The sequence below is a fragment of the Tsukamurella sp. 1534 genome (assembly GCF_000312385.1).
Classification (GTDB): Bacteria; Actinomycetota; Actinomycetes; order Mycobacteriales; family Mycobacteriaceae; genus Tsukamurella.
The window spans coordinates 588,656-602,213 of record NZ_HE997626.1; the positions used below are offsets into that span (position 1 = coordinate 588,656).

At 71.4% G+C, this 13,558-nt stretch carries 13 protein-coding genes; 8 read left to right on the plus strand and 5 right to left on the minus strand.

Annotated elements, in window-relative coordinates:
* Positions 1 to 17 precede the first annotated feature (17 nt).
* Genes BN39_RS02950 through BN39_RS02965 form a run of 4 tightly spaced genes read left to right on the plus strand, consistent with a single transcriptional unit; the run spans position 18 to position 2,859 of the window.
* Positions 18 to 1,271 carry an alpha-hydroxy acid oxidase gene (locus tag BN39_RS02950; RefSeq protein WP_019200865.1) on the plus strand — a complete coding sequence of 418 codons (1,254 nt, stop codon included), beginning with the start codon at positions 18 to 20 and terminating at the stop codon, positions 1,269 to 1,271.
* Entirely contained in the window at positions 1,268 to 1,603 is a 336-nt protein-coding gene (locus tag BN39_RS02955) for an L-rhamnose mutarotase (protein WP_019200866.1), read from the plus strand. The genes BN39_RS02950 and BN39_RS02955 overlap by 4 nt, the downstream gene beginning before the upstream one ends.
* Entirely contained in the window at positions 1,600 to 2,436 is an 837-nt protein-coding gene (locus BN39_RS02960; RefSeq protein WP_019200867.1) for an amidohydrolase, read from the plus strand. The genes BN39_RS02955 and BN39_RS02960 overlap by 4 nt, the downstream gene beginning before the upstream one ends.
* A 51-nt stretch (positions 2,437 to 2,487) precedes the next feature.
* Positions 2,488 to 2,859 carry a YccF domain-containing protein gene (locus BN39_RS02965; protein ID WP_019200868.1) on the plus strand — a complete coding sequence of 124 codons (372 nt, stop codon included), beginning with the start codon at positions 2,488 to 2,490 and terminating at the stop codon, positions 2,857 to 2,859.
* Between the two features lie 10 nt (positions 2,860 to 2,869).
* Here BN39_RS02965 and BN39_RS02970 read toward each other — a convergent pair whose 3' ends face one another.
* On the minus strand, positions 2,870 to 3,556 hold the full coding sequence (locus tag BN39_RS02970) for a GntR family transcriptional regulator (protein ID WP_040765779.1): 687 nt from the start codon (positions 3,554 to 3,556) through the stop codon (positions 2,870 to 2,872).
* 172 nt (positions 3,557 to 3,728) lie between these two features.
* Between BN39_RS02970 and BN39_RS02975 the strand changes: the two genes are divergently transcribed.
* Genes BN39_RS02975 through BN39_RS02985 form a run of 3 tightly spaced genes read left to right on the plus strand, consistent with a single transcriptional unit; the run spans position 3,729 to position 5,965 of the window.
* The gene (locus BN39_RS02975; RefSeq protein ID WP_019200870.1) at positions 3,729 to 4,490 is read left to right on the plus strand and encodes a LamB/YcsF family protein; all 762 of its coding nucleotides are present in this window, start codon (positions 3,729 to 3,731) and stop codon (positions 4,488 to 4,490) included.
* Positions 4,486 to 5,109 (plus strand): carboxyltransferase domain-containing protein, encoded by a 624-nt coding sequence (locus tag BN39_RS02980; RefSeq protein ID WP_256378469.1) that lies wholly within the window; start codon positions 4,486 to 4,488, stop codon positions 5,107 to 5,109. Before BN39_RS02975 ends, BN39_RS02980 begins: the two co-directional genes overlap by 5 nt.
* Positions 5,102 to 5,965 carry a biotin-dependent carboxyltransferase family protein gene (locus tag BN39_RS02985; protein WP_019200872.1) on the plus strand — a complete coding sequence of 288 codons (864 nt, stop codon included), beginning with the start codon at positions 5,102 to 5,104 and terminating at the stop codon, positions 5,963 to 5,965. Before BN39_RS02980 ends, BN39_RS02985 begins: the two co-directional genes overlap by 8 nt.
* An 8-nt stretch (positions 5,966 to 5,973) precedes the next feature.
* Here BN39_RS02985 and BN39_RS02990 read toward each other — a convergent pair whose 3' ends face one another.
* The gene (locus tag BN39_RS02990; RefSeq protein WP_019200873.1) at positions 5,974 to 6,960 is read right to left on the minus strand and encodes an ABC transporter substrate-binding protein; all 987 of its coding nucleotides are present in this window, start codon (positions 6,958 to 6,960) and stop codon (positions 5,974 to 5,976) included.
* Between the two features lie 117 nt (positions 6,961 to 7,077).
* On the opposite strand from BN39_RS02990, the gene BN39_RS02995 reads away from it, so the two are divergent.
* Positions 7,078 to 8,358: a hypothetical protein gene (locus BN39_RS02995; RefSeq protein WP_148281401.1), complete on the plus strand. Its 1,281-nt coding sequence runs from the start codon at positions 7,078 to 7,080 to the stop codon at positions 8,356 to 8,358.
* Between the two features lie 9 nt (positions 8,359 to 8,367).
* Here BN39_RS02995 and BN39_RS03000 read toward each other — a convergent pair whose 3' ends face one another.
* The 3 genes from BN39_RS03000 to BN39_RS03010 all read right to left on the minus strand — a co-directional run bounded on the left by BN39_RS03000 (position 8,368) and on the right by BN39_RS03010 (position 13,555).
* Positions 8,368 to 9,012, minus strand: a complete 645-nt coding sequence (locus tag BN39_RS03000) for a maleylpyruvate isomerase family mycothiol-dependent enzyme (protein WP_019200875.1) — start codon at positions 9,010 to 9,012, stop codon at positions 8,368 to 8,370.
* Positions 9,009 to 9,461, minus strand: a complete 453-nt coding sequence (locus tag BN39_RS03005) for a DoxX family protein (RefSeq protein ID WP_237741616.1) — start codon at positions 9,459 to 9,461, stop codon at positions 9,009 to 9,011. The genes BN39_RS03000 and BN39_RS03005 overlap by 4 nt, the downstream gene beginning before the upstream one ends.
* Positions 9,462 to 9,598: 137 nt before the next feature.
* Positions 9,599 to 13,555 (minus strand): DNA-directed RNA polymerase subunit beta', encoded by a 3,957-nt coding sequence (locus tag BN39_RS03010; protein ID WP_019200878.1) that lies wholly within the window; start codon positions 13,553 to 13,555, stop codon positions 9,599 to 9,601.
* Between the last annotated feature and the right edge of the window lie 3 nt (positions 13,556 to 13,558).

The window sequence follows — 13,558 nt, forward strand, 5'->3', positions numbered from 1 at the left end:
CAAAGATCGGAGGACTGATGCGCCGTCAGGTGCCCAAGGTGCGTGACCTCGCGCCGCTCATGCGCGTGAAGCCGCCCCGCCTCGACCGGCGGGCCGCGCGGCTGGACGACGCCCAGACCATCGCCGACCTCCGCCGCATCGCGCAGCGCCGGACGCCGCGCGCCGCGTTCGACTACACCGACGGCGCCGCGGAGGCCGAGCTCTCGCTGGCGCGGGCGCGGCAGGCGTTCGCCGACATCGAGTTCCATCCGCAGATCCTCCGGAACGTGGCCTCCGTGGACACCGCGCGGACGGTGCTCGGCGGACCGTCGGCCCTGCCCTTCGCGATCGCCCCCACGGGGTTCACCCGGATGATGCAGACCGAGGGCGAACTCGCGGGGGTGCGCGCCGCGACCCGCGCCGGGATCCCGTTCTCGCTCTCCACGATGGGCACGGCGTCGATCGAGGAGGTGGCCGAGGCGGGCCGGGGCGGGCGCCAGTGGTTCCAGCTGTACATGTGGCGCGACCGGGAGCGGTCGATGGCGCTCGTCGATCGCGCGGCCGCGGCGGGGTACGACACACTGCTCGTCACCGTGGACGTCCCCGTGGCCGGGGCGCGCCTGCGGGACAAGCGCAACGGCATGACCATCCCTCCCGCGCTTACGCTGCGCACCGTGCTCGACGCGGTGCCCCGCCCGCACTGGTGGATCGACTTCCTCACCACCGAGCCCCTGTCGTTCGCATCGCTCGACCGCTGGTCCGGCACCGTCGGCGAGCTGTTGGACACCATGTTCGATCCCACCGTGGACTACTCCGACCTCGCGTGGATCCGCGACCAGTGGCCGGGGAAGGTGGTGGTCAAGGGCATCCAGACCATCGACGACGCCCGGCGGTGCGCCGACCTCGGTGCCGACGGCATCGTGCTGTCCAATCACGGCGGGCGGCAGCTGGACCGGGCTCCCGTGCCGTTCCACCTGCTCCCGGAGGTCGCCGCCGATCTCGGCGGCGCCACCGAGATCCTGCTGGACACCGGCGTCATGTCCGGGGCCGATGTCGTGGCCGCGATCGCGCTCGGCGCGCGCAGCACGCTGGTGGGACGCGCGTACCTGTACGGCCTGATGGCGGGCGGCGAGGCCGGCGTGGACCGCGCGATCACCATCCTCGCCGACGAGGTGCGGCGCACGATGCGCCTGCTGGGCGTGAACTCGCTCGACGAGCTGAACCCCGGCCACGTCACCCAGCTCACCCGCGTGGTGCCGCTCCCCCGCCCGGACCGGGCGGCGCGGTCGTGACCGAGACGATCGCCCTGCACACCCGGCTCAAGCCCGGCGCCGAGGAGGAGTACGACCGGGTGCACGCCGTGATCCCCGCGGATCTCGATGCGGCGCTGCGGGATGCGGGCGTGCGGGCGTGGCGCATCTGGCGCGACGGGAGGGAGCTGTTCCACCTCGTCGAGGTGGACGACTACCGGGCCATGCGCCGGCGCCTCGCCGCGCACCCCGCCAACGTGCCCTGGCAGGCGAGGATGGCCGGGCTGCTCGAGATCGAGGACGACTACTCCGGCGACGACCACGGCATCGCGCTGGTCTGGTCGCTCCCCGCCGGCGAAGCGGCCCCGCGATGATCGTCGATGCGCACCACCACCTCTGGTCCCTGGACCGGCACGATCACGGCTGGCTCGACGACCCGCGACTCGCGACCATCCGCCGCGATTTCGGCACCGTCGACCTCGCGGACGCGGCACCGTCGGGTACGGCCACCGTGGCGGTCCAGGCCCTCGGCACCGCCGCCGAGACGCTCGACCTGCTCGCCGCGGCCGCCGGTCCCGGGCCGGTGACGGCCGTCGTGGGCTGGGCCGACCTGACCTCGCCGGCGGTGGCCGACGATCTCGACGCGCTCGCCGCCGCACCCGGTGGCGGCGCGCTGCGCGGCCTCCGGCACCTGGCGCAGGACGAGCCCGATCCCGCGTGGCTGCTCCGGCCCGACGTCGCCCGCGGCCTCGCCGCCGCCACCGAACGGGGACTGACCTACGACCTCCTGGTGCGCGGGCCGCAGCGGGCGGCGGCGCTGGAGCTGGCGCGCCGCGCACCGTCGACGATGTTCGTGCTCGACCACGCCGGCAAGCCCGATATCGGCGGCGAGTGGGACGGCTGGGCGCGCTGGATCTCCGCGCTGGCGGAACTCCCCAACGTCGCCTGCAAACTCTCGGGCCTGGTGACCGAGTGCCCGCCCGGCGCCTGGACCGCGGAGGACGTCCTCCCGTACGGGCGGCACGTGCTCGACGCGTTCGGCGCGGGCCGGGTGATGTTCGGCTCCGACTGGCCCGTGTGCCTGCTGCGGGCCGGCTATTCCGACGTCCTGGACCTGGCCACCGAGATCGTGGGCGACGCCTCGCACCGGGAACGCTCGGCGGTGTTCTCCGGCACCGCGACCTCCGTGTACTCCCTCACACCGTGACGCCGCGCACCGCCTGACCTGCGACGCCCCGGGCGCCTGCATACTGGGCGCATGAAGGTGCTCCTCAACATCATCTGGCTGGTGTTCTGCGGGTTCTGGATGGCCGTGGGCTACGCGGTCGCCGGGATCGTGTGCTGCCTGCTCATCGTGACGATCCCGTTCGGGCTCGCGTCGTTCCGGATCGCGAACTACGCGCTGTGGCCGTTCGGGCGCACCGTCGTCGACCGGCCCACCGCCGGGGCGGCCTCGGCCGTCGGCAATGTGATCTGGCTCCTGGTCGCGGGCATCTGGCTGGCGATCGGGCACATCGTGACCGGTATCGCGCTGTGCCTCACGATCATCGGCATCCCCATGGCGATCGCCAACTTCAAGATGATCCGCCTGTCGCTGCTGCCGCTCGGCTCGGAGATCGTGCCGGTCTAGCGTCCGGGACTCAGCGCGCGGCGGCGTCGCGGGCGTGGAACAGCGCGACCATGGATTCGCCCGAGCGGTGCAGGTAGTCGCGCAGCGCGTCCTCGGCGGCCGTCAGATCACCCGCCGAGATCAGCCGCGCCAGTTCGGCGTTCGCCCTGAGCCAGGGCTCGTGCACCACCTGCGCGCCGCCCACGGCCACGAACACGAGGCGGATCTCGGTGAGCAGCCGGCGCGCCTCCTCCACCAGGCGCGCGCTGCCCGCGAGCCCGCAGATCGCCAGGTGCACCTCGCCGTTGTAGGTGCCCACCTGCGCCCACTCGCCGCGCTCGGCGGCCGCGGTGGCGCGCACCGTCAGGTCCTCCAGGTCGACGCCGGCCGCGGGCGGCGTCGCCGCGCGGCGGGCAGCGGCGAGAGCGCCGCACTCGAGCACCTCGCGGGCGCGCCACAGGTCCCGGGCATCGTCGGCCGTCGGGGTCCGGACGAACACGCCGCGGTGCCGGACGTGCTGCACCAGGCGCTCGTGGGAGAGCAGGCGGAAGGCCTCGCGCAGGGTGTTGCGCGAGGCCCCCAGCTCCTCGGCGAGCTGTTCCTCGTAGAGCTGGATGCCCGGGGGCAGCACACCGTCGAAGATCCGGTCGCGCACGCGCGCGGCCACCGCCTCGGCCACCGGGACGTGGGTCGCGGCGCCTCCCCGAGCTGTCTCCACACCTCGAACGCTAACGAAGTCGTCCCCGTCGGTATCCATCACCCCGCCAGATTTTGTTCAACAATCTTGTTCAAAGACCCGTCGGGGTCGATACTACTGTCGTACCGTTCACTCCTACGTCCGCTTCCGGCGACCACGCGCCGGGCGGGACGACGACCGAAGGGGAGCACCGGTGGACCTCAACGCGGACATGGGCGAGTCCTTCGGACGCTGGACGCTGGGCGACGACGAGGCCCTGCTCGACGTGGTGACCAGCGCCAACGTCGCGTGCGGATTCCACGCCGGCGATCCGCTCACGCTGCTGCGCACGTGCGAGCTCGCGGCCCGGGCCGGCGTCGTGATCGGCGCGCAGGTGGGCTATCGGGACCTGGCCGGGTTCGGCAGGCGGTTCATCGACGTGGCGCCGGACGACCTGCGGGCCGACGTGCTCTACCAGCTGGGCGCCCTGCACGGCCTCGCCCGCGCGGCGGGCACCCGCGTCCTCTACCTCAAACCGCACGGCGCTCTGTACCACGCGGTGACGACCTCGCAGGCGCAGGCGCGGGCGGTGGTCGACGCGGTGCTGGCGTTCGATCAGGGCCTGTCCATCCTCGGCGCCCCCGGCAGCCATCTGCTCCGCCTGGCCGGCGACGCCGGGCTGCGCACCGTGCGGGAGGCCTTCGCCGACCGCGCCTACACTCCCGACGGCCGCCTCGTGGACCGTCGCGAGCCCGGCGCCGTTCTCCACGATCCGGAGGCGATCGCCGCGCAGGCGGTGCGGCTGGCGACCGAGGGCACCGTGGGCACGATCGACGGCCGCTCCGTGGACGTGGACGCGCAATCGATCTGCCTGCACGGCGACACCCCGGGCGCCGTCGCGTCGGCGCGCGCGGTCCGGGCGGCGCTGCAGGAGAAGGGCATCACGCCTGTCGCGTTCACCGGAGGCCGCGATTAACGCGCCCGCGGGCGCGCACGCCGTCGGCCTCCGCACCGCCGGCCCGGAGGCCCTCCTGCTCGAGTGCGCCGACGGGGCGCACGCCGCCGCCGTGGCGGCCGCGCTGCTGCCCCGCCGCGACGAGCTCGGCGCGCTCGACGTGGTGGCCGGCGCCACCACCGTGCTCGTCGAGGGCCCCCGGCTCCGGCGGTCCGCGATCGAATCCGTCGCCGCCGCGGCGGCGACGGGCGCGGACTCCGGCGGCGAGGTCCTGCGGCTCGCCGTGACCTTCGACGGCCCGGACCTCCCCGCGGCGCCGGCGGAACGCGATGCTCTCGTCTCGTCGCTGTGCGCGCGGCCGTGGACCGTCGGATTCCTCGGCTTCGCACCGGGTTTCGGGTATCTGATGCGCGAGGACGTGGTGCCCGGCTCCCCGCTGTACCTCCCCCGGCACGCGCAGCCGCGCGCGCACGTGCCCGCGGGATCGGTGGCGCTCGCGGCCGGCTACGCCGCCGTGTACCCGCGCCCCTCCCCCGGCGGCTGGAACCTGATCGGCAGGATCGAGGCCCCCGAGCGCCTGTTCGACCCCGAGCGCGGCGCGCTGCTGCGCCCCGGATCGGCGGTGGAGTTCCATGCCTGAGTTGACCGTCGAGGCACCCGGCCCGCTCGCCCTGGTGCAGGACGCCGGCCGTTCGGGCTCCGCACACCAGGGCGTGCCCCGGTCCGGATTCGCCGACGCCGCGGCCGCCACACTCGCCAACCGCCTGGTCGGGAACGCCGAGAGCGCCGCCGTCGTCGAGGCCACCCTCGGCGGCCTCACGGTCCGCTTCACCGAGCCCGCGGTCGTGGCCGTGACGGGCGCGCCGGTCCGGGTGGAGGTCGACGGACGCCCCGTCGGGATGTCGTACGCGCGTGCCCTTCCCGCCGGAGCCCGGCTGGTGCTGAGCCCTCCGACGGCGGGGCTGCGGACGTATCTGGCTGTGCGCGGTGGACTCTCCGGCCCCGGCACCCGTGTCCTCGGTTCGTGGAGCGCCGACGTGCTCAGCGGGTTCTCCCGCCCGCTCGAGGCGGGCGACCGGCTGGCGATCGGCGCACCGTCGGGCGCGATCCCGGACGTCGGCATCGCCGCCGTGCCCGCGCCCGTGTCGGGGACCGTCACCCTGCTCGCCCACCTGGGTCCGCGGGCCGACCGGTTCGCCGCGCCGCGGGACCTGTTCGCGGGCGGGTGGGCCACCTCCGCCACCAGCAATCGGATCGGCGTACGGCTGGACAGGTCCGACGGTCCGCCGCTCGCCCCGGCAGGCGAGGGCCAGTTGCCCAGCGAGGGAGTGCCTCTCGGCGCGATCCAGGTGCCGCCCGGTGGGCAGCCGGTGATCTTCGGCCCCGATCACCCGGTGACCGGCGGCTACCCCGTGATCGCCGTCCTCGACCGGCGGTCGCTGTCCGCGGCGTTCCAGCTGCGGCCGGGCCAGCCGGTGCGGATCCGGCCGGCCTGACCGCGGGGCTACCTCTTCGGGAACATCTGCCGCACCAGGTCGAGCGTCGCGATGGCGCGGTCGAAGTCCGGGCGCTGCACCCAGTACGGCAGGTCGTGGGCGCTGTTCGCCGTGAACGCGGGCAGCGCCGCCCACACCGGCTGCTGCCGCAGGGTCGCGACGCTCGCCGTGCTCGCGTTGTTGAAGGCCATGACGAACAGCGTCGGCTGATCGAAGGTGCTCGCGATGAGCTCGGGCGAGACCTCGTAGGAATCGCCGCCCTGGGAGAAGGGCCGGAAGCGGCCGGAAGCGAAGATCGGGGCGGACGCGATGCCCACCTTGGCGAATTCGCCCGGCACGCCGCGCCCCTCGACCAGGCCGTGCGCCACGCCCTTGCCGGTCATGGAGACGAACGCCGCGGGCGCGGGCGGCGGAGTGATCGACGCCTTCACCTCGGCGATCTTCTCGTCGTACTTCCGCACGGCGTCGGCGTACACCTGCGGCTTCCCGAACACCGCGCCGGCGAGGTATTCGAACTGCGCCTGCCACGTCTCGTACTTCTTGTCCACCAACACCGTCGGCGCGATCGCGGACAGCTTGTCGTAGGCGTCGTCGGCCTGCTTGAACGGCAGGCCGATGCCGCCGGCCACGATGAGGTCGGGCTTCTGCGCGGCGACCTCCTCGATGCTGAAGCCCTCCGCGGGCCACGGGATGAACCTCGTCCCCGCGGACCTGAAATCGCCGGCCCAGGCCCCGTTCGGCTCGGACGGTTTCCCGGTGAACTCGGGCGTCATCGCCACGACCGGAAGCCGCAGGTCGTAGAGGTAGCCCGCGAGGGCGTAGTTCAGCAGCACCACACGCTTCGGCGCCTCGGGGATCCGCACCTCGCCCTTGACGGTGGCGACGGTGCGCGCGTCGCCGGGCGCGTCACCCCCCGCCCCCGAACCGCAGCCCGCCACGGCCAGCGCGACGGCGCAGAGCAGCGCCGTCGCGGCACCTCGAACCTTCGTGAACATCCACCCACCCCTTCGTCCGCGGCGCTCGGTAGCACCGGCGACTAGCGAGTATGCCCGTTTCGCCCGGAAGGAAGCAAGGTTAGGCATTCCTATATCATTGTGTTTAGTGTGGGACGCATGGATTCACCTCGACCCGCACCCCACGCCACCGCGCGCAGCACGTTCGCCGGCATGGCGGGACTGACGGTCGGCGGCGGACTGCTGGTCCTGTTCGTCGACGGCATCCTGCTGAGCCAACTCCTCGCGCGCCTGTCGATCAGCGGCGTCGTCGACCCGGTGTGGTCGTTCTTCGCCACGATCGGGGCGGCCCTCACCGGCACGGGCCCCGTCGACGTGGACGCGGCGACCGGGAGCGACATGGCCTGGGCGTGGCAGTTCCACCTCGGCTGGATCGTGGTGGCACTGGCCGGATCCGCGGTTTGGGCCATGCTCGACCGCGACCACCCCGACCTGCGCGGCGCCTACCGCGCGCTCAGCGGGATCGCCGCGATCAGCCTGGCCGTGGCGATGCTGATCTACGGCCTGGCCAAGGCCGTCCCGATCCAGATGGGATACATGAATCTGCCCGCGCACCAACTGCAGTCGGTCGGCGACACCGGCGGATTCTCGATGCTGTGGGGATCCATGGCGGCCTCCACGCCGTACACGGTGATCACCGGGATGATCGAGGTGGCATCCGGAATCCTGTTGCTGTTCCGCAGGACCCGGCCGGCGGGCGCGATGCTCGCGATCGTGGCGCTGACGCAGATCGTCCTGCTCAACCTCTTCTACGACGTGCCCGTCAAACTGTTGTCGCTGGAGCTGCTGCTGACCGCTGTCGCACTCACGACACCGTCCTGGCCCGCACTGCTGCGGATCATCCTGCCGCGGAGCACATCCGGCGGACCACTATGGGCCCGGGCTGCGGTCGTGACGGCGGTCCTCGCGGTGATGGCGGCCGTCGGGGCGCAGAACGTCGACCGGTGGCGGAGCATGGACACCCCGCGCAGTCCGCTCGACGGAACCTGGCGGGCGACGTCGTTCACCGTCGACGGTGCGCCGGCCCTCGCCGCGTCGTCCGGCCCGGTGTGGACCGCCGTCGCGATCACCCTGCGCGGCACGCCCGGCCGGCCCGCGCAGGGCTCGGCACAGGACAGCGTCGTGACGCAGCGGCCGGACGGCACCGTGCAACCGTTTGGCCTCACGGTGTCCGACGGTGCGCTCCTCCTCCGGTCCGGCGCCGGCGCCGCGCCGGTGCGGCTGGCCGCGTCCCAGCGATCCCCCGATTCCCTCTCCCTGTCCGGGGACGTCGACGGGCGGCGGATCGAGGGCACCTACCAGCGCCGGGCGATGGCCCGGGAGTCCACCGAGATCCGCCTCGTCCAGCCGCCCGTCGACCGGAGTAGGCCGCGGGTCTGACGGCGCGACTCAGAGCCGCGAGCGCAGGGCGGCGACACCCGGGCCGGCCGCGGCGTCCAGGGCGGCGGGGCGGCCCGTCGCGGCGAGGAGCAGGGCGGACACGGGTGCGCGCACCTCGTCGCCCTCCCCCGCCGACCAGTCCGCATCCTCGGCGACCACGCGCAGACCGCGGAAAGCCTTGCGTCCCGGGTAGAACCGGCTGCGCGCGACGTGGTCCAGGGCGGCGACGGCGGGCTCGACGGGCATCGCGCGCGCGATCCCCAGCGGCATCGCGACGTCCTGGCCGTGCACCAACATGTCGACGAGCGGATCGATCGGCGCCGCGCCGGGCGCCCGCCTCGGGGACGCCGCCGTCTCCCGGATCCGCGCGATCACCTGCGGCGGAGAGCTCTGCGCGGCGATGTCGATCGCCGCCCGCGCGTTCATCCGGTTCCAATCGCCGCGCGCCCGGATCAGGCCGCGGACCGTGGCCAGCACGGTGTCGCCGGTCGACGTGGTGATGTGCGCCGCCAGCTGGTGGATCGTCCACTCCGAGCAGGCGGACCGCTCCGACCACTGCTGCGGCTCCAGGGATTCCAGGAGGTCGGCGATACTGCGCCGCTCGGCCTCGAGCCAGCGCATGATCTGCGCGCGGTCGGCCACGGCAGCGGTCACCGGCCGAGGACCGCGCGGCGGAGATCCGGGCGGCGCAGGATCATCGCGACCCAGATCAGCACGCCCACATACACGCCCGAGAGCACGAAGCCCGCGACCGGCTGCTCGGCGCGCAGGTTGATCGCCACCGCCCCGCCCAGGTAACCGGTGAGGTAGATCGCGCCGATCACCGCGGTCCGCGGGATCGTCCACAGCACCACGCCGACCAGCAGCACCAGCCCGATCACCAGGATGTGCTTCTCCTGGAATCCGAGCTGCAGCGTCCCGTCGATCACCGCCTGCGGCTTGGTCAGTTTCCCCACCACGTCGAACACCAGGAACGCCCAGATCAGCACGGTCAGCACCATGCCGGTGATCCAGGACTTCGAACGGTTCGCCCACGGCTTCGTCGGAGCCGCGGTCGCATCGGAGGTCACGGTCATCATCGGCTCCTCAGCCTCTGTGTTCACGGCGTGAACATTTGATGTTCACACCGTACACATCAGGAGGCCGGAGCGCAACAGCCCCCTGGGCCACCGCATCGTCGGGCCGACGAAAACGGCCCCCGACCTGCGAACAGGTCGGGGGCCGGATTCGGCTGACTACGTCACCGGTAGCCGTCGGAGAAGCCGTAATCGTCGAGCGGCACCGCGGCGCCCGACGGTGCGCCGAACGCACCCTCCGGGCCGTAGTACTGATCGTCGAAGGTCGGCACCGAGTACGCGGCCGCGCGGGCCTCCTCGGTCGGCTGCACCTGGATGTTCCGGTACTTGTTGATGCCCGTACCGGCCGGGATGAGCTTACCGATGATGACGTTCTCCTTGAGGCCCACCAGCTTGTCGGAGCGGGTGTTGATCGCGGCGTCCGTGAGCACGCGGGTGGTCTCCTGGAAGGAGGCCGCCGACAGCCACGAATCGGTCGCGAGCGACGCCTTCGTGATGCCCATGAGCACCGGACGGCCGGCCGCGGGCTCGCCGCCCTCGGCCACGACGCGACGGTTCTCGGCCTCGAACTCGGCGCGCTCGGTGAGCGAACCGGGCAGGAACTCCGTGGCACCCGAATCGATGATCGTCACGCGACGCAGCATCTGGCGAACGATGGTCTCGATGTGCTTGTCGTGGATCGACACACCCTGCGACCGGTACACCTCCTGGACCTCGTTGACCAGGTGCACCTGCACCTGACGCGGGCCCATGACGCGGAGCACCTCGTGCGGGTCGGCAGCGCCCTCGAGGAGCTGCTGGCCCACCTGCACGTGGTCGCCGTCGGCCAGCAGGCGCTCGGAGCCGTCGTCGTGCTTGAACACGCGCAGGCGCTGGCGCTTGCTGATCTTGTCGTACACGACCTCTTCGCTGCCGTCGTCCGGCGTGATGGTGATCGTGTAGAACCGGTCGTCGTCCTCCAGGCGGATCCGGCCGGAGACCTCGGCGATCGGGGCCTTGCCCTTGGGGACACGGGCCTCGAACAGCTCGGTGACTCGCGGCAGACCACCGGTGATGTCGTCACCGACGCCACCCTGGTGGAAGGTACGCATGGTCAGCTGGGTACCGGGCTCACCGATGGACTGGGCGGCGACGATGCCGACGGCCTCGCCGATGTCGACCAGCTTGCCGGTGGCCATCGAGCGGCCGTAGCAGGTGGCGCAGACGCCGGTACCGGTGGTGCAGGTGAGCACGGAGCGCACCTTCACCTGGTCGACGCCGGCCGCCAGCAGGGCCTCGATCTGCGGATCACCGAGGTCGTGGCCGCGCTCGACGACGACGTTGCCCTTGTCGTCCTTCGCGTCCTCGGCCAGGGTGCGGGCGTACGCCGAGGTCTCGACGTGCGCATCGCGGATGATCGAACCGTCGGCCTGCTTCTCGCCGAGCGGCACCAGGATGCCGCGCGACGTGCCGCAGTCCTCCTCGCGGACGATGACGTCCTGCGAGACGTCCACCAGACGACGGGTCAGGTAACCCGAGTCGGCGGTACGGAGCGCGGTATCGGCCAGACCCTTACGAGCACCGTGGGTGTTGATGAAGTACTCCAGCACCGTCAGGCCCTCACGGAACGAGGACTTGATCGGACGCGGGATGAACTCGCCCTTCGGGTTCGTCACCAGGCCCTTCATGCCCGCCAGGTTGCGCACCTGGGTCATGTTGCCGGTGGCGCCCGACTTCGGGATCATCGTGATCGGGTTGTCCTCGGGGTAGAAGTCGTCGATGGCCTTACCGACCTCGTCCGTGGCCTGCTTCCAGATCTCGACCAGCGCGTCGCGGCGCTCACCCGAGGTGAGGGCACCGCGGGCGTACTTGCGCTCGATGCCGTCGGCGCGCTCCTCGTAGCGGTCCAGGATCTCCTTCTTGCTCGGCGGAACGAGCACGTCGGACATCGAGACCGTGACACCCGAACGCGTGGCCCAGTAGAAGCCGGCGTCCTTGAGCTTGTCGACCGTCTGCGCCACCACGATCATCGGGTACCGCTCGGCCAGATCGTTGATGATCACGGCCTGGCGCTTCTTCGGCATCTGCTCGTCGACGAACGGGTAGTCGATCGGCAGCAGATCGTTGAACAGCACACGGCCCAGCGTGGTTTCGGCCGTCCAGGCCTGACCGCGCTCCCAGGCACCGTCGAACAGCTCGGCCTCGATCTCGGCCGGCGGACGCTGATCGGTCAGCCGCACCTTGATCGGAGCCTGGATCGACAGGTCGCCCAGGTCGACCGCCATGATCGCCTCGGCCGGGCTCGAGTAGACGCCCGTCTCCGGCTGATCCTCGGCCGCCGGGGTGAAGGCGCCCAGGGCGTCCTTCTTCTCGGTGGTCAGGTGGAACAGGCCGGTCACCATGTCCAGACGCGGCATGGCGAGCGGGCGGCCCGACGCCGGCGACAGGATGTTGTTCGACGACAGCATCAGGATGCGCGCCTCGGCCTGCGCCTCCGCGGACAGCGGGAGGTGCACGGCCATCTGGTCACCGTCGAAGTCGGCGTTGAAGGCCTCACACACGAGCGGGTGCAGCTGGATGGCCTTGCCCTCCACGAGCTGCGGCTCGAACGCCTGGATGCCCAGGCGGTGCAGCGTGGGCGCACGGTTGAGCAGCACCGGGTGCTCGGCGATGACCTCTTCGAGGACGTCCCACACCTGCGGGCGCTGCCGCTCCACCATGCGCTTGGCCGACTTGATGTTCTGCGCGTGGTTGAGATCCACCAGGCGCTTCATCACGAACGGCTTGAACAGCTCCAGCGCCATCAGCTTCGGCAGGCCGCACTGGTGCAGCTTGAGCTGCGGGCCCACGACGATCACCGAACGGCCGGAGTAGTCCACGCGCTTGCCGAGCAGGTTCTGGCGGAACCGGCCCTGCTTGCCCTTGAGCAGATCCGACAGCGACTTCAGCGGGCGGTTGCCCGGTCCGGTGACCGGACGGCCGCGGCGGCCGTTGTCGAACAGCGCGTCGACGGACTCCTGCAGCATCCGCTTCTCGTTGTTGACGATGATCTCGGGCGCGCCGAGGTCGATCAGTCGCTTGAGGCGGTTGTTGCGGTTGATCACGCGACGGTAGAGGTCGTTCAGGTCCGACGTGGCGAAGCGGCCACCGTCGAGCTGCACCATCGGGCGCAGCTCCGGCGGGATCACCGGCACCGCGTCGAGGACCATGCCCAGCGGCGAGTTCCCCGACTGCTGGAACGCCGCGACGACCTTGAGCCGCTTGAGGGCGCGGAGCTTCTTCTGCCCCTTGCCCGAACGGATCGTCTCGCGCAGCGACTCGGCCTCGGCGTCGATGTCGAAGTTCTCGATGAGCTTCTTGATCGCCTCGGCGCCCATGGCGCCCTTGAAGTACTCGCCGTAGCGGTCCTGCAGCTCGCGGTAGAGCTTCTCGTCGACGATCATGTCCTTCGGAGCGAGCTTGACGAAGGTCGTCCAGATCTCGTCCAGCTCGTCGATGGCGCGGCCGGCGCGGTCGCGGATCTGCCGCATCTCGCGCTCGCCGCCGTCCTTGACCTTGCGGCGCTGATCGGCCTTGGCGCCCTCGGCCTCGAGGACGGCCAGGTCGTCCTCCAGCTTCTTGGCGCGGTTCTCCAGATCGACGTCCCGCTGGTCCGCGAGGACCTTCTTCTCGGACTCGATCTCGGCCTCGAGCGTCGACTGCTCGTTGTGCCGCTGCTCCTCGTCGACCTCGGTGATCACGTAGGCGGCGAAGTAGATGATCTTCTCGAGATCCTTCGGCGCCAGATCCAGCAGGTAGCCCAAGCGCGACGGGACGCCCTTGAAGTACCAGATGTGGGTGACGGGAGCGGCCAGCTCGATGTGGCCCATCCGCTCACGACGCACCTTGGCGCGAGTGACCTCGACGCCGCAGCGCTCGCAGATGATGCCCTTGAAGCGGACACGCTTGTACTTGCCGCAGTAGCACTCCCAGTCGCGAGTCGGTCCGAAGATCTTCTCGCAGAACAGGCCGTCCTTCTCGGGCTTCAGCGTGCGGTAGTTGATGGTCTCGGGCTTCTTGACCTCGCCGTAGCTCCAGTTACGGATGTCATCGGCGGTCGCCAGACCGATCTTCAGTTCGTCGAAGAAGTTGACGTCGAGCACTTC